The organism is Acidovorax sp. SRI_002 (assembly GCF_057586455.1).
Genome location: NZ_JBYCZW010000001.1, coordinates 73,507 through 88,554, shown reverse-complemented (window position 1 = coordinate 88,554; position 15,048 = coordinate 73,507). Strand labels below are relative to the sequence as shown.

General features: G+C 63.6%; 15 protein-coding genes. 7 read left to right on the top strand and 8 right to left on the bottom strand.

The annotated features are described in order from the left end of the window. Positions 1-57: 57 nt before the first annotated feature. The 3 genes from AC2YJX_RS00380 (at position 58) to AC2YJX_RS00370 (ending at position 3,013) form a co-directional block, all read left to right on the top strand. Positions 58-651 (top strand): IMPACT family protein, encoded by a 594-nt coding sequence (locus tag AC2YJX_RS00380; RefSeq protein WP_121506494.1) that lies wholly within the window; start codon positions 58-60, stop codon positions 649-651. 210 nt (positions 652-861) lie between these two features. Then, positions 862-2,277 carry a dihydrolipoyl dehydrogenase gene (locus AC2YJX_RS00375; RefSeq protein WP_487254912.1) on the top strand — a complete coding sequence of 472 codons (1,416 nt, stop codon included), beginning with the start codon at positions 862-864 and terminating at the stop codon, positions 2,275-2,277. 520 nt (positions 2,278-2,797) lie between these two features. Beyond that, positions 2,798-3,013, top strand: a complete 216-nt coding sequence (locus AC2YJX_RS00370) for a putative motility protein (protein ID WP_121420030.1) — start codon at positions 2,798-2,800, stop codon at positions 3,011-3,013. Positions 3,014-3,045: 32 nt separating this feature from the next. Here the strand turns inward: AC2YJX_RS00370 and AC2YJX_RS00365 are convergent, their stop codons facing one another. The 4 genes from AC2YJX_RS00365 to dsdA all read right to left on the bottom strand — a co-directional run bounded on the left by AC2YJX_RS00365 (position 3,046) and on the right by dsdA (position 8,235). Next, positions 3,046-4,191, bottom strand: coding sequence for an NAD(P)/FAD-dependent oxidoreductase (locus AC2YJX_RS00365; RefSeq protein ID WP_487254911.1), 1,146 nt, complete (start codon positions 4,189-4,191; stop codon positions 3,046-3,048). 21 nt (positions 4,192-4,212) lie between these two features. Then, entirely contained in the window at positions 4,213-5,772 is a 1,560-nt protein-coding gene (locus tag AC2YJX_RS00360; RefSeq protein ID WP_487254910.1) for an amidase, read from the bottom strand. Between the two features lie 44 nt (positions 5,773-5,816). Then, on the bottom strand, positions 5,817-6,803 hold the full coding sequence (locus tag AC2YJX_RS00355) for a Bug family tripartite tricarboxylate transporter substrate binding protein (protein ID WP_487254909.1): 987 nt from the start codon (positions 6,801-6,803) through the stop codon (positions 5,817-5,819). A 67-nt stretch (positions 6,804-6,870) separates the two neighbouring features. Next, positions 6,871-8,235: a D-serine ammonia-lyase gene (dsdA, locus tag AC2YJX_RS00350; protein ID WP_487254908.1), complete on the bottom strand. Its 1,365-nt coding sequence runs from the start codon at positions 8,233-8,235 to the stop codon at positions 6,871-6,873. A 96-nt stretch (positions 8,236-8,331) separates the two neighbouring features. Here dsdA and AC2YJX_RS00345 point away from each other — a divergent pair, with 96 nt between their 5' ends. Next, positions 8,332-9,294: a LysR substrate-binding domain-containing protein gene (locus AC2YJX_RS00345; protein WP_487254907.1), complete on the top strand. Its 963-nt coding sequence runs from the start codon at positions 8,332-8,334 to the stop codon at positions 9,292-9,294. Positions 9,295-9,757: 463 nt separating this feature from the next. Here the strand turns inward: AC2YJX_RS00345 and AC2YJX_RS00340 are convergent, their stop codons facing one another. From AC2YJX_RS00340 to AC2YJX_RS00325, 4 genes are all read right to left on the bottom strand, one after another. Then, positions 9,758-10,123: a hypothetical protein gene (locus AC2YJX_RS00340; protein WP_487254906.1), complete on the bottom strand. Its 366-nt coding sequence runs from the start codon at positions 10,121-10,123 to the stop codon at positions 9,758-9,760. Positions 10,124-10,200: 77 nt separating this feature from the next. Beyond that, complete coding sequence (locus tag AC2YJX_RS00335; RefSeq protein WP_487254905.1) at positions 10,201-11,013, bottom strand: DUF6602 domain-containing protein; 813 nt, start codon at positions 11,011-11,013, stop codon at positions 10,201-10,203. A gap of 72 nt (positions 11,014-11,085) precedes the next feature. Then, positions 11,086-11,529, bottom strand: a complete 444-nt coding sequence (locus tag AC2YJX_RS00330) for a DMP19 family protein (RefSeq protein WP_487254904.1) — start codon at positions 11,527-11,529, stop codon at positions 11,086-11,088. Between the two features lie 371 nt (positions 11,530-11,900). After that, complete coding sequence (locus AC2YJX_RS00325) at positions 11,901-12,365, bottom strand: hypothetical protein (RefSeq protein WP_487254903.1); 465 nt, start codon at positions 12,363-12,365, stop codon at positions 11,901-11,903. A gap of 167 nt (positions 12,366-12,532) precedes the next feature. Here AC2YJX_RS00325 and AC2YJX_RS00320 point away from each other — a divergent pair, with 167 nt between their 5' ends. The 3 genes from AC2YJX_RS00320 to AC2YJX_RS00310 all read left to right on the top strand — a co-directional run bounded on the left by AC2YJX_RS00320 (position 12,533) and on the right by AC2YJX_RS00310 (position 15,012). Next, positions 12,533-13,015: a GreA/GreB family elongation factor gene (locus AC2YJX_RS00320; protein ID WP_055401157.1), complete on the top strand. Its 483-nt coding sequence runs from the start codon at positions 12,533-12,535 to the stop codon at positions 13,013-13,015. A 347-nt stretch (positions 13,016-13,362) separates the two neighbouring features. Then, entirely contained in the window at positions 13,363-13,665 is a 303-nt protein-coding gene (locus AC2YJX_RS00315) for a helix-turn-helix transcriptional regulator (RefSeq protein WP_487254902.1), read from the top strand. Between the two features lie 15 nt (positions 13,666-13,680). Then, the gene (locus tag AC2YJX_RS00310; protein ID WP_487254901.1) at positions 13,681-15,012 is read left to right on the top strand and encodes a type II toxin-antitoxin system HipA family toxin; all 1,332 of its coding nucleotides are present in this window, start codon (positions 13,681-13,683) and stop codon (positions 15,010-15,012) included. Positions 15,013-15,048: the final 36 nt, after the last annotated feature.

Here is a 15,048-nt window from a genome sequence, read left to right as displayed (position 1 = left end):
CGGCACGGTGCACGCCACAAATCGGCCGAATCCGCCACGCCGTAAACTCTTCGCCCCATGTCACAGACCCTGGCTGCGCCCGCGCACAGCGAAATCATCATCAAGAAAAGCCGCTTCATCGGCTGTGTGCAACCCATGGCCGACCGTGCCAGTGCGCAGGCGACGGTGGATGCCCTGTGGAAGCAGCACCCCGGCGCCGCCCACATCTGCTGGGCGCTGCTGGCGGGCGGCCAGTCGGCGGCGGTGGACGACGGCGAGCCTGGTGGCACGGCAGGCCGCCCCATGCTCGACGTGCTGCGCCACCAGGACCTGGAAGGAGTGCTGGCTACCGTGGTGCGCTACTTTGGTGGCGTCAAGCTGGGCGCAGGCGGACTGGTGCGAGCCTACACCGACACCATTGCCCAGGCCCTGCTGACCGCGCCCAAGGTCACGCTGCAACGCATGAAAACCCTGCAGTGCCATGTGCCCTATGCGCTGGAGGGGCTGCTGCGCCGCGAGATCGAGGCCGCGGGTGCGGAGCTGATCAACGTGCAGCACGGCACGCTCGTCACGCTGCAGTTGCGCTTGCCCGAGGCCCAGGCCGCCGCCTTTGTGCTGCGCATCAACAACAGCGGCCAAGGCCGCGTGGGCTGGACCGAGCCCGACGCCTGAGCTGGGAGTGTGGGCTGCAGAGGGAGCATCGGCTGCAACCCGCGATAAACCGGTCTCGCGCGTTTCGCTTCGATGCCTTCTGCCGCCCACCCTCCTAGGGGCAGCCCAGCCGGACCTGGCGCCGACTCGGAACAAATGCCTTTACGCCTACAAGCGCTGTAGCGGCAGGCCGCCACACTCAGAGCTTTACCGGGCTGCTAAGGAGACGCTATGAGCCAACCGCTCGACACCATCATCATCGGCGCAGGCACCGCCGGTCTGGCCGCCCTGCGCGAAGTACGCAAGCGCACGGACCGCTACCTCATCGTCAACGAAGGCCCCTGGGGCACCACCTGCGCCCGCGTGGGTTGCATGCCCTCCAAGGCACTGATCGAGGCGGCCAACGCCTTCCACCGCCGCCATACGTTTGAAGAATTCGGCCTGCGGGGCGCCAGCGCGCTGACCGCCGACCTGCCCGCCGTGCTGCAGCGCGTGCGCGATCTGCGCGACGACTTTGTGGCCGGTGCCCTCAAAGCCACCAGCGAACTGGGCAGCGCACAGATGTCGGGGCGCGCCACCCTGCTGGGCCCCCACTCGTTGGACATTGACGGCACCGCCTACGCCACCCGCAGCATCATCATCGCCACCGGGTCACGCCCCAGCGTGCCGGAAGAATGGCTCGCGTTTGGCGACCGCATGCTCACCACCGACACCTTGTTCGAGCAAAGCACCCTCGGCCCTCGCATTGCTGTGATTGGCATGGGCCCCATTGGGGTGGAGATTTCGCAAGCCCTTGCGCGGCTGGGCTTGCAGGTGGCCGCATTCACCACGGGCGATACGCTGGCGGGCCTGAGCGACCCAGTGCTCAACGCCGAACTGACAGCGCTGCTCAAGCAGGAAATGGTGCTGCACATGGGGGCCGAAGCGCAGCTGCGTGAAGTACCCGGCGGCATTGAAGTCACCAGTGGCAACAACCGCGTGGTGGTGGACCAGGTCATCGCGGCCATGGGCCGGGTGCCCAACATCCAGTACCTGGGCCTGGAGACGCTGGGGGTGCCCCTGGACCAGCGCGGCATGCCCACCGTCAATCCACAAACCCAGCAAATAGGCGATTTGCCCGTGTTTCTGGCCGGAGACGCCAACACCCATGCCCCCCTGTTGCACGAGGCCGCCGACGAAGGCCACATTGCGGGCATGAACGCGCTGGCGGACGCCCCCACACGCTTTCAGCGCCGCACCCCGCTGGGCATCGTGTTCTGCGACCCCAACATCGCCACCGTGGGCCAGCGCTTTGCCGACATGGACCCCGCCCACACCGTCACCGGCACAGCCAGCTTTGACAACCAGGGCCGCGCCCGCACCGCGCAGCAAAACCACGGGCGCATCTGCATCCACGCCGACCAGGCCACCGGCCGCCTGCTGGGCGCTGAAATGTGCGCCCCACAAGGCGAACACATGGCCCACCTGCTCGCGCTGGCCATTCAGCAAAAACTCACCGTGCACGATCTACTGGGTATGCCGTTCTACCACCCTACGCTGGAAGAAGGCTTGCGCACTGCGCTGCGGGATACAGCACGGCAATTGCCCCGGGGGCGCGAGTCTGATTTGGCGACGTGCACGGCCATTGGGGTGGCGGCGTTGGAATAGGAGCCTTAGAGCCTGTTTACGATCTCCCAGGAGTCGCGCAGCGGTCTTTGCGGGATGGTATGCAAGGCGCGGTGCGCAGCCAATAGCTCGGCTATTGGCAAGCGCCGCAACGCCGCAGACCGCCCGCAAAGACCGCTGCCCGAAGGGTTGGAGCGAAATCGGGCGATTGAACGCCTCGGCTGCTTGCATGGGCATGAGCCCACGCGGCGCACCCGAAGCATCCACTCATCCCGATTGCACTCCAACGCGACCCCTGGGAGATCGTAAACAGGCTCTTAAGGATGACCTGCACAACTCCCTGCGGTCTGTGATAGCGCGGTCTCGGGCGGGCCACTGCGTTGCTTTTCTTGCCAATAGCGCGGCTATTGGCTGCAAAAAGACGCCTTGTGCCCCATCCCGATCCGCACTACCACCGCCTCGCGAGGGTTATGCAGGTCATCCTTAACAGGGCAGAGATGTAACACTCCTCAAGCGCACTTCCCAAATTACCGATATCCACCCATTACCCCAAGGAACCACCATGGACGTCGCCCTCACCAACAGCATCGTCAACACCGCCACCGCGCTGGCCAGTGCCAAGACGTCGGACGCGCTGAACATGGTGGTCTTGAAGAAGGCGCTGGACATGCAGGCCGTGTCGGCCGCCACGATGCTGGACGCCATGCAGCAGTCCATGCCCCAACCGGCGCTGGCAACGTCTGGCACGCTGGGCACCCAGGTCAACACGTTCGCCTGAGCCCCTCGACAACCCAGAGCAAGGGCGCGTAACTACCTCAGCCGCGCAGGCGACAGCCCTGCCACATCCACCTTCTCGCGCACCAGCTCCTCGGCCAGCGGCTCGCCGCGCAACAACTGCCGGGCCAACAACGAGGCACCCGCCGCGCTCTGGATCCCATACCCGCCCTGCCCGGCCAGCCAGAAGAAGCCGGGTACATGGTTGTCCCAGCCAATCACCATGTCGCCATCGGGCACGAACGAGCGCAGGCCCGCCCAGGTGTGGGAGGGGCGGCGGATCTGGAAGGTGGTTTTTTCCTCGATGTGATAAATCCCCGTGGCCACGTCCAGTTCTTCGGGCACCACGTCGTGCGGGTGCGTAGGGTCCGCGTTGGCCGGCGAGCCCAGCAGCTGGCCCGCATCGGGCTTGAAGTAAAAACTCTCGTCGATGCCGATCACCGCAGGCCAGTGCGTGGCATCCATGCCCTCGGGCACGGCAAAGGTGAAGGCGGTGCGGCGGCGCGGTTCCAGGCCAATGGGCGGCACGCCTGCCAGGCCCGCTACCACGTCAGCCCAGGCGCCTGCGGCGTTCACAATGGTTTTGGCCTGCAGCACCCGGCCATCGGCCAGGGTCACCTTCCAGCTATCGCCAACGCGCTGCAGGGCCGTGACCTCGGCATTCGTCAGCACCTGGCCGCCGCGCTGGCGCAGGCCACGCAGGTAGCCCTGGTGCAGCGCGTGCACATCGATGTCGGCCGCCTCGGGCTCGCTCATGCCTGCGGCCACGGCTTCGGGCTTCAGGCACGGCAGCTGGGCCAGCAGTGCGGCCTGCTCCACCCATTCCACGTTGGGCGAGATCGCATGGGCTTCTGCATAGGCCTGTTTCAGCATATCGAGCTGGTCCGGCCCGGCCACGTAGACCACGCCACGGGGCGAGAGGATGGGGTCGGACCCGAACTCCGGCGGGGGTGCGTCGTAAAAAGCGCGGCTCGCCCGCGTCAGCGCCTGGATGTTCGGTGTGCCGTAGGTAGCCATGTACAGCGCGGCCGAACGGCCGGTGGTGTGGTAACCGGGCTGCGATTCGCGCTCCAGCAGCAGCACGCTGGCGCCCTCCCCACCGGCTTTGTCCTGTACCAACTGCCAAGCCACCGAGGCACCTGCAATGCCCGCGCCAATGACGATGGTGTCCACTGATTGCATGGTTTTGTCTCCTGGCTCGAATTACACCGCTGACACTTGCGCTGCCGAGGTGGCACGGTCATCACGCGGCAGGCTGCGCGCATCGCGCGGATCGGGCGCACCGGTCACGATGGAGGTCAGCGCGGGCGCGGCGTTTGTTTGCATCAGCTTGGCGATGTCAGGCCGTGGGCGGGCAAGCCCGGCGATGCCCTTGAATGCTTGCTCCAGCGCGTGGCCCACGCCCAGCGTGTGGCGGTCGGCGCGAAAGCGCCCGACGATCTGCAGACCAAACGGCATCCCCACGTCATCCAGCCCGCACGGCAAACTGAGCGCTGGGTGCGTGGTCAACGTGGTCACATAGGTCAGCGCCAGCCATCTGTAGTAGTTGGCCTGCGGCTCGCCGTTGATGTGGCTGGCGAACAGCTGCGTCCACGCAAAAGGCGACACGGGCGTGGTGGGCGCCAGGATCACGTCGTACTGCTCATACAACTTCTGGAACCGCGCCAGGATGCGCGTCTGCTCGGCCTGCGCCCAGGCGCTGTCCAGCAGGGTCATCGCAGCGCCCATTTCGTAGTTGGCGCGGGTGTTGGGGCCCAGGCTGGTGGGGTCGCGCTCATAGGCCTCGCGCGTGCTGGCCACAAAGGCTTCGGCGCGCAGCACGTCAAAGCAGCGGTGCACGTCACCCAGGTCGATGTCGATGGCATCGCAGCTGGCAAACAGGTGCTTCATGGCCTGCACCTTGCGGCGGAACACGGCGCGGATGCCGTTGTCCACAGCGCAGGCGCCGAAGTCCTCGGTGTAGGCCACACGCAGGCGGCCCAGGTCTACCGTGTCGGGCAACAAGAAGCTCATCGGGTCCAGCGGGTAGCTCAGCGGGTCGCCCGCCGATATGCCCGCCGTGGCGGCCAGCTGCAAGCAGGCCTCTTCCACCGTACGGCCCATGGGCCCCACCACCGAAATGGGGGTCCAGCCCAGCAGCTTGCGCGAGCTGGGCACCACCCCGGGCGATGGCCTAAAGCCCACCACGCCGCAGATGGACGCCGGAATGCGCAGCGACCCGCCCGTGTCCGACCCCGTGCACACCGGCAGCATGTCGCACGCCAGCGCAGCGGCCGATCCGCCCGACGAGCCCCCGGCATTCAGGTTCGGGTTGAACGGGTTGCCGGTGGCGCCCCACACGGTATTGCGCGAATTGGCGCCTGCACCCATCTCGGGGATGTTGGTCTTGCCAGTGACGATGGCGCCCGCCGAACGCAGCCGCGCCACCAGCACGTTGTCCTCCGCCGGGATATTGCTGCGGTAGATCTCCGAGCCGTAGGTAGTCAGCAGCCCGGCCGTGGCTTCGAGGTCCTTCACGCCCAGTGGTAGCCCGTGCAGCAGGCCCAGCGGTTCGCCATGCAGCACCGCCTGCTCGGCGGCCTTGGCCTCGGTGCGGGCGCGGTCGTAGCAGGTGGCGGTGATGGCGTTGACATGCGGGTTGACGGCCTCGATGCGCTCAATGCAAGCGTCGAGCAGCTCGACGGGCGAGACTTCCCGCGTGCCGATGCGGTGGCGCAGTTCGTTGGCGGTCAGCTCGACCAGGGTGCTGTGTGAAGTCGTCATGTCGAATTTGTCTCCTTTTTCTTGCTTGCCTGGTGGGGAGCAGATCAGTCTGCCGTGATGGCCGCCCGCTGCGCAACGGCGCGCATCAGCGGCAGTTCCTTGTCGATCAGCTCGCTCACCGCCTTGGCAGAAGCATAGGTCGGTTCAAACCCCACGGCGATCAGTTTGTCGCGAGTTTCGGGGTCTGCCACAACCTGCGCCAGTGTCAGCTCCAGCCGTGCCTTGACGGCGGGCGGCAAGCCGCGTGGGGCCACCATGGCCAGCCAGGTGTCCATCTCCACGCCGGGGTAGCCACTTTCTGCCAGCGTGGGCACCTTGGGCAGCAGGGCCGAGCGCTTGCCCGCCGTCACGGCAATGGCCTTGATCTTGCCGTCTTTGAGCTGGGGCAGCGCGGCCGACACGGTATCGACGGTAAACGGAATCTGTCCGCCCATCAGGTCCACCATGGCGGGGGAGCTGCCCTTGTAGGGCACATGCTGGATCTTGAGGCCCGCCGCGTGGAAGAACATCTCGCCCGCAAACTGCGACGTGGTGCCGGCACCATACGAGCCATACGAATACTTGTCGGGCGCGGCCTTCACCATGGCCACAAACTGCTTCACGTCGCTGACCGGCACGTCCTTGTTGGCCAGCAGGATCAGGCTGGTGCGCCCTGCGATGCCAATGGGCTCAAAACTCTTGACCGGGTCGTACGGCAGCTTGGCGCGCACGGCGGGGTTCACGGTGAAGGTGGTGCCCGAGCTCATCAGCAGCGTGTAGCCGTCCGGCGCGGCCTTGGCCACATAGGCCGCGCCGATGGTGGTGCCCGCCCCCGCGCGGTTGTCGATCACCACGCTCTGGCCCAGCTTGTCGCCCAGCTTCTTGCCAATGAGGCGACCCAGCACGTCAGTGGCTCCACCGGGCGGGAACGGAATCACCAGCGTGATGGGCTTGGAAGGGAACGTAGCCTCTTGCGCCACGGCAGGGCCCCATGCAGCGCCCCCCAAAGCACAGAGGATGGCGGACGACAAAAGCAGTTGCTTGCGGTTCATGGGGAGCTCTCCAAAGGTGACAAAGGTTGGGGGATAGAGAAATGGACGAATCAGGGAATGACAACAATCAGCCTTGCGCCGCGAGCACGGCCCGCCCACGCTGCACAAAGCCTTGGTACTGCGCATCGGGCACCAGCAGGCCGCCCGTGGTCCACACCAGGTGTGTGGCGTTGTGCAGCACCGCGTCGATGCCCGTGCTGCGCAGCCAGGCCTGCCCGGCGGTAGTGCCCGTCAGCATGGCCGGGCCGCTGAAGCCTGCCGCAGCCGAGGGCTCGATGCGCTCGCCCAGGGCATCGAGCACCAGCACCAGCTGCGCAAACAAGGTGTCATCGGCCACGGTAAACACGCCCGACAGCAGCGGCAGCATCAGCTCGGCGGCCAGCAGCGACGCACGCGGCACGGCCAGGCCATCTGCCTCGGTGCGGTTGGTCAGACCCCAGTCGTACACCGAGGGGTGGTCGTCCATCCCTGGTGTGGTGTCGGCCAGCATCTGCACCATGAAGCATGGCGACTGCACCGGCTCGGCAAAAAAACAAAACACATGCGGCCCCAGCAACTGCCGCAGGCCAAACGCGATGCCCGCTGGCGCGCCACCCACCCCGCAAGGCAGGTACACGATGAGCGGGTGCTCGGCATCCACCGCCACGCCCTGCTCCACCAATTGGTTCTGTAAATGCAGCGCCGCCGCGCTGTAGCCCAGCAGCAGCGAGAACGATTGCTCGTCGTCCACAAAGTGACACATCGGGTTGCTGGCCGCCTCGGCACGGCCTGCGGCCACGGCGCGTTCGTAGTCGCCGGTGTGCTCCACCACCTGCACGCCGCGCTGGCGCAGGCGGTCCTTCTTCCACTCCTTCGCATCGGCCGACATGTGCACCGTGGCCTGGAAACCCAGGGCCGACGCCACCACGCCAATGCTCATCCCCAGGTTGCCGGTGGAGCCCACCGCCACCTGGTAGCGGCCCAGCACCTCGCGCGCTGCCGGAGTGGCCAGCGCACGGTAATCACCGCCGGGCTGTACCAGCCCATGCTCCAGCGCCAGCCGCTCGGCAAACTCCAGCACCTCGTGCATGCCGCCCCGGGCCTTGATGGAGCCCGCCACCGGCAGGCTGTGATCGGCCTTGATGAACAGGCGCCCCTGCCCCTCGGCCAAACCGAGCGCAGGTTGCAACGCGGAGGCGGGCAGCAGAGGCGACTCCACTACGCCCCCGGTGGCAGCCAGCTCCGGGAACACCTGCGCCAGCAGGCCCGCAAAACGGGCCAACCGGTCGGCGGCGGCCTGCGTATCATCCAGACTAATGCTGTGCCCCAGCGCCTGCAAAGCAGCCGGGGGTTGCGCCTGCCGGGCCGGGTTGGTCCACAGCGCGGGCTGAGCATTGCGCAGACGGTAGGCCAACAGTGCATCCACAGCAGGCGTTCGTTCAGCAGGCGTCATACAGATTCATTCAGTCGTTGAAGTCTTGACTGCATTCTTCGCCGGTCACGCCGCTGTCACAAGCCATTTATAGTGAGCGCAGCATTAGTATTAATAATGGACATTCGCCTCTCCCCCTCCCTGCTCGCCTGGCTGCGCAGTTTTGATGCAGCTGCCCGCCATGGCAGCTTTACCAAGGCAGCGGCCGAGCTGTGCATTACCCAGGGCGCTGTCAGCCAGCAGGTCAAGCAGCTTGAAGACTGGCTGCGCCGCCCGCTTTTCCTGCGCACCCCGCGCGCGCTGGTGCCCACGCCCGAGGGCAAATGGCTGGCCGTGGTGCTGCGCGAAAGTTTTGACGCCATCGAAAGCACGCTGGCCCAGATGCGCCAGCCTCCCGAGGCCGCCACCGCCACCTTGAGTTGCTCACCCTCGTTTGCCATGAGCTGGCTCACGCCCCGCCTGGGCGACTTCTTTCGCCAGCACCCGCACACCGGCCTGCGCGTGTTTGGCGAATTCCACACGCTGGACCGCACCCGCATGGTGCGCGACGGCATCGAGGCCGCCGTGCGGTTCGATTTAGGCGGCTACCGCGACCTGAACGCCACCGTGTTTCTGGACGAGTGGCTCATCCCCGTGGCCAGCCCCGAGTTCCTGGCCCGCCACCCGCCCATCACCCAGCCGCAAGACCTGCACGGCGACTGGCTGCTGCACGACGGCAGCGCCTGGGACGGCGCCGACACCTATGAAGAGTGGCAACACTGGTTTGCGCAGGTGGGCACCACACCCCCGCCCTGGGCAGGCGGCCAGCAGTTCAACCTGTCGCAACTGGCCCTGGGCGCCGCCCTGGCTGGCCAAGGCATCGCCATGGGCCGCGCGGCGCTGGTGCTGCAGGACGTGAAGGCCGGGCGTTTGGTTCCGCTGCTGGGGCGCAGCGTGTTGTCGCGGGCGGCGTATTCGTTTGTGACCACGACGCATCCCAGCCCGGCGATGCAGTTAGTGCGGGATTGGTTGGGGGATGAGGCGTTGCGGTTTTGTGGGGAGCGGGCGCAGGTGCTGCCAGCGCCGCAGGATGCCAGGTAGCTGGGTAGGCCAGGTAACGACGCCCAACCGGCGCACTACCCAGCAACTAGGTGTCAGGTGGTACCCAGTGAGTCGAGGCGAATACTGCGGCTACAAATTCGATATTTTTGGCCCCTAGCGCTTATTGAGCAAGCGCTAGCAGCTATTGTTTTTGACAGATTCTTGGCTGTTCACGGCCAATGAATCCTGAGACAACAGGCCCCGTGACCCGGCCCACTCTTTCACGGCGAAAGTCTGAGACAGGAGGCCCCAGCAGGTCACTCGCGAGCAGTCGCGACGGCAATGTCTGAGATAACGAGGACGACCGCTTCCGGCCAAGAGCAGTCGGTCGCCGCTGGCGAAAGCGGACTCTCAACATTGGAGGTAACCGGCGCGCGCCGGGAGGCAAAGCCGACCAGAGTGCGCCCGCTTGACTAACCGGTTAGCAATCAAGGTATCAAGCTGAGTCCATACCAAATTGAAGCTATGCCTCGCGTGTCAACAACCTGGGGCCGAGCCAAAGCGAAGCACTCATTATGAGAAAGACAGAGGTCATGCTTAATCCAAACACGATCCAGAAGCGGCCAGCCAAGGCGTAGTCAGCAAAGCCGCAAAGGAGGGGTGCGATGGTCCCAGCTACACAACCGGTGACCATATTTTCCGTGACCCAGCCTTCCACCACGCCGATGCATACGTAAACCGCCATCAGCATCGCATATGACAGGAGCACCACCACAATCGTAGTCCTCAGCCAAATTGGCCTACGGCCGCGAGCTGCACTCAAAAAATAGAAGCCGACAGCTGACATTGCCATTGCGCCCAAGAACGCCGCGATGAACGGTGCTGGCATTGACTGCTAACGTTTGAGATGAGAGGCGTGACCCGGCTTGCCGGGGCACGTCCTCTCAATTGAAGGGTTAGACGGATTCACGCGCCGAACTGCAAACTGGAAACCTTGAATGCCTGAAGGTAGGGGACGGGATTGAGCCAAGAACCTTCAACATTGCTGGTGGCGACAGAGAGCAAGAGGAAAAGGGAGAGCAGGCTGCCTCGTTCGGCTTGGGCGATTGCCCAGCGTAGGTTGGGATTTGCGATGCGAGCCGCGGGCTGTACGAACCCGTAAGGCGCGTTGTCGAAGTTGAGAAACCCCTTTCCGAGAACGAAGACTCCCTCAAGGGCTGGGCCGGCTACTGCCGAACGGTCTTGCTCTCCGGTCATCGGAGGCTCGACGATCCCTTCGGCTTGATAGACTTCCTTGATCCAGGTGTGAATCGTCTCCATCTTTGCTGGGCCGTCGTATGCGACTACGAAGGACAGAGCGCTTGGAGGGATGTACCCGGTAGAGAAGCTCTTTACCTCATTCTTTTGAAGTTGCTTCGCGTTGCGCGCGGCTTTCACGGCTTGCTCAATACCCAACTTATCGAGAGTTGACTTCACCTCGATCGTGGCGACCACCGACTCTACGAGAAAGCCATTGATGCCCCCTCCAAAGTCTAGGCGAGGGTAGTTTTGCTTGTAGATAACGATGTCGAACTGATTTCGTTTTTCATTCGGTTTTGATCTGTGATCGATGATCTCGCCCGTTCCGATTGAAACCGTTGAGTTCAGATGCTTCTGAAGAAACTCGCGGATGAACGCTTCACGAGGAGTTCCTTTGTGCAGCGAGTGACCCGAATTCGCGGGAATCCGCGAGATCGCCAGAAGGTGATCTTCAACTGCGTGCATGTGAGCGGTGAGCATTGCAGACCTTCCTTGGAAGACGTCTAACGTCGAAGCCAAGCGGCGCCGCAGGCGTCCGCCTTGGGCGACCAGCTATACAGATTTGAAAGCATCACGGTTTGCACCCACATATTCGGCAAGTTTTAGAAACACGGATTGGTCGCCACAGATCTTGCGACTGAGCTTGACAAATATGTGGTTTTCATCATCGCGAACCCCATCAAGCCATTGCTGCCGCTTTGCTTCATACAGGTGCGGCTGACCAAATGGGAACATTGCCGCAGACTCTTCGATACAAGCTGCGGCGCTCTCAGCACCTATGCGCCTGTACGCATTCACAAAGAAGGAGTACTCGGGCGTTCCGTCGAAGTCGCTCTCGTAAAAGTACTCGAGGCCACCGTTGTCTATAACGCCCTGAGCCGAGTAGATTACTGCAACGGTCTGGAGAGGCATAGGTAGGCGAGATACATCGCCGCCCACCTCCTTCAGCCGTGCGAACGCATAGTCGGATGCCTTGTCGAGCAGCGATTCAGTCATGGAGCCATATAACGTGATGTATCACGCAAACCTTGCGGGATAAGCTGTACTGTGCGAGATATTCTGGACATTGGTTCTTCCTGAACGCGGTTTGCAGCTTGGAGTTGCAGGTAGTGCGCTGTTCAAAAGCACAGGTATAAAAAATCCGTGAAACCCCGCAAGTTTTATGTGCGCAAACTATAGCTTGCCAGTAGGCAGAGACTGGACATTCCGACAGCACGTTTGGGGCTGTTAGCTAGCGGGCAGTGAATCAACTGCAGCTTCCGGGTGGCGTTGTTCAACGGCGGCTTCGGGCCCGTTGCAGCCGTTGCAACGACTGTTGCTATTGACCAATAAGAGCCGTCCAGGGCTACCGGCAACGGAGGCTTGATCTACTGAGGAGCGGGAATTTTTGCGTACGTTCGCCGCAATGATGGGCCACGCGAAGCCAGTGCGCCAAGACCAAAGCATGTTGCTATGCCAACCACTGCACACAGCGACCCGAGAGCGACCCAAGAAAACGATTTGGCGATGAGGATGTAGGCTTGCCAACTCATCAACGCGATCAGCATGGTCGCGCAAGCTTTAAGCTTATGTGAGGGCGCGAGCAACACGCCAGTGCAAACAAGAAGTATCGAAACTGCAGCGTAGCTAATCGACCAGATCGAAATTGATACGGGTGGAAAAGCACAGAGTCCGGGCGACGAACGCCACCACCCTTCTGGACAGACAAACTTCCCCCAACGCGTGACCTGATAAAAAATCAGCATTTGGCCGACAGTGACAATGCCGAAGCAAAAAATTGCCAAAGCCAACCAACGAACAGCTGCAACAACGCTGAGGGGAAATCTTTGCATAGCTCAGTCTATCCCTTCGTACCTGGCAATGGGCTCCATCAATGATCTCATCGGTAGCAGCGTGCACTTAGCTGAAGGTCACGGCAGCCAACAAGAGCGTCGAGGGCTGGTGGAGTCCTTCACAATCAAGACTTACCCCCGCTTGTTCGAGATGCCGCCCCTTCATCATGGATAAATTTTTGCTGCAGAAGCAGGTGCTGGAACGGCTCGCCGAAGACCTGGTGCAAGCAGAACAGGCAATGCGGGCGGCCCATGAAACGGCCACTCACGAAGAAAACATCGCCGAAAACAAATACGACACATTAGGACTCGAAGCCGCCTACCTGGCCACCGGCCAAGCTCGGCGCGCCGAAGCCATCCGCCAGGCGATAGCCAATTGGCGCCAATTCCGCCCGCGCCCCTACGACGCCAGCAAAGGTATCCAGCTCGGCGCGCTGGTCTGCCTGGTTGATTCTGACGACAAGGAGCAGCAGCTCTTCCTCGGCCCGGATGGGGGCAGCATGAAGTTGGTCAGCGGCGCACAGCTCGTTCAGGTCATCAGCAGCGAGGCCCCTTTGGGCGGGGCCATGCTGGGTAAATGCGAGGGTGACGAGGTGTCGATACAGGTCGCTTCAATCCGACAGCAGTTTGAGGTGCTGCGGGTTCATTAAGCTGCATGTAAGTCCACGCCGAATGGGCCGATGTCAATAGAGGTTCGGGCGTGAACGTACCGGCTGGCTGGCAAGGTCAGCCGAACTTTGAACCAGGCCACTGGGTCCGAGATGTCCATGCGCGTGAATGAGCGCTGAGTGGCCCAGACCGTGAACTCAGAGGGCCGACATCACCGACAGCAACCGCTGCAATGCGCCCGTTCCGGGCAGTCCCGCCGGAACAGTGGCACAGACTGGGCCTGACCTGTAGCGGCATACCCGCCACTTCTCGCTCCCGTTGGGTCAAAAAACTTTGCGAAAAGATAAAATTTATACTCTTTTTAAATATTAAGAGTATAAATAGCATCATGTCTACTGACCTCATACCTACCCTTGCCGCCGCCCGCAAGGCCCACCAGATGACCCAGGCCCAGCTTGCCGAGCGTGCAGGCCTTAGCCGCATGACGGTGCAGCGCACCGAAGGCGGCGACCTGGACCCGCGCTATTCCACCCTGGCTGAAATGGCCCGCGTGCTGGGCATGGACATCATTGCCGTGCCCAGCAGCCTGCGGCCCAGCCTGGAGGCGTTCATTCAGGCGGGGGGCAAGTTTCTGGGCCAGCCGGAGGGTGTGGATGCACCGCCCTCGGTGGTGGACGGTCTGCGCCGCTGACGATAGCAACACCCCATGAGCACTTCCATCCGCTACCTGCGCCTGTACCTGCACCGCCCGGCAAAGGCGGACGGGGCGGCGGGCGGTCGCGAGCCGATTGGCTACCTCTCGAAATACGGCGACATCCTGCGCGTGTCGTTTGACGAGAGCTATATCCGCAACCCGCAGCGCCCCACCCTGTCGCTCAGCTACCAGGGCGCGGACGAGGCAGCCACGCAGCAGATCCTGGCATCAGCACGCGATGCGCGGCTGGTGCGCACCGATGGGCGCTGGCCCGTGTACTTCCAGAACCTGCTGCCCGAAGGCCACAACCGCGACCGCCTGGCGCGCGAGCGCGGCTGCAGCCCCGATGACGAGTTTGAGCTGCTGGCCGCCGCAGGCCACGACCTGATGGGCGCGCTGGAGGTGGAGCCCGTGCCTGCGCAAGACGGCATCCCGGACGTGGTGCGGCACTGGCACACCACGCAGGGGCTCGATGTGCTGGAGCCGGGGTTTGTGGAATACCCGGTGGAAGACGCGGCCTCGCTGCCCGGCGTGGTGACCAAGTTCAGCGCGGTGCAGGACGGCCGCCGCTACACGGTGCATCGCAAGGGCGCAGCGGGCAGCGTGATCTTGAAGCTGCCCACCACCGCCCACCCCGACCTGGTGGCCAACGAGTTCACCGGCTACCAGCTGTGCAAGGCACTGGGCCTGCATTGCGCCGATGTGCGCGTCATCACCCGCGCTGAGGCCGACCTGCCCGATGCCGTGCCCTTCAACGAAATTTTGGCCGTGCAGCGTTTTGACCACCTGCCCGGCGGCGCCCGCGTGCACATGGAAGAGTTCAACCAGGTGCTGGGCTACACGCCGCGCCAGAAATACGGCAAAACCCATGGCAAGGGCGCGCTGCAGGACTGGGCCACCATGCTGCGCGTGCTCAACCGCCTGAGCCGCCAGCCGGTGTTGGACACGCGCGAGTTTCTGGCGCGCATGGTGGCCTTCATCCTGATGGGCAACACCGACGCGCACCTGAAAAACTGGGCCCTGGTCTACCCCGACGGCCGCGTGCCACAGCTGGCCCCGGTGTACGACCCGGTGTGTGTGGCCGCGTTTTTTGAGGGCGTGCCGGACCAGCAATATGCCGTGAACCGCGCCATCGACAACACCCTGCGGGCGCTGACCTGGGACGACATGGAAGGCCTGATGAAATCGGCCGGGCTGCTGCGCGTGCCCAGGCACCTGGCCTTGTTGCGCGACACGGTGGCGCGGGCCAAAACGGAATGGCCCAGCCTGCTGGAGAGCGCCCCGGCGTCTGTGCGCAATGTGGTGGCGCAGCGGCTTGCAGGCGATGTGGCCCTGGCCCGGTGATGGCGGACCACCCTGCAAAATCGGCAGGCCTGCGCG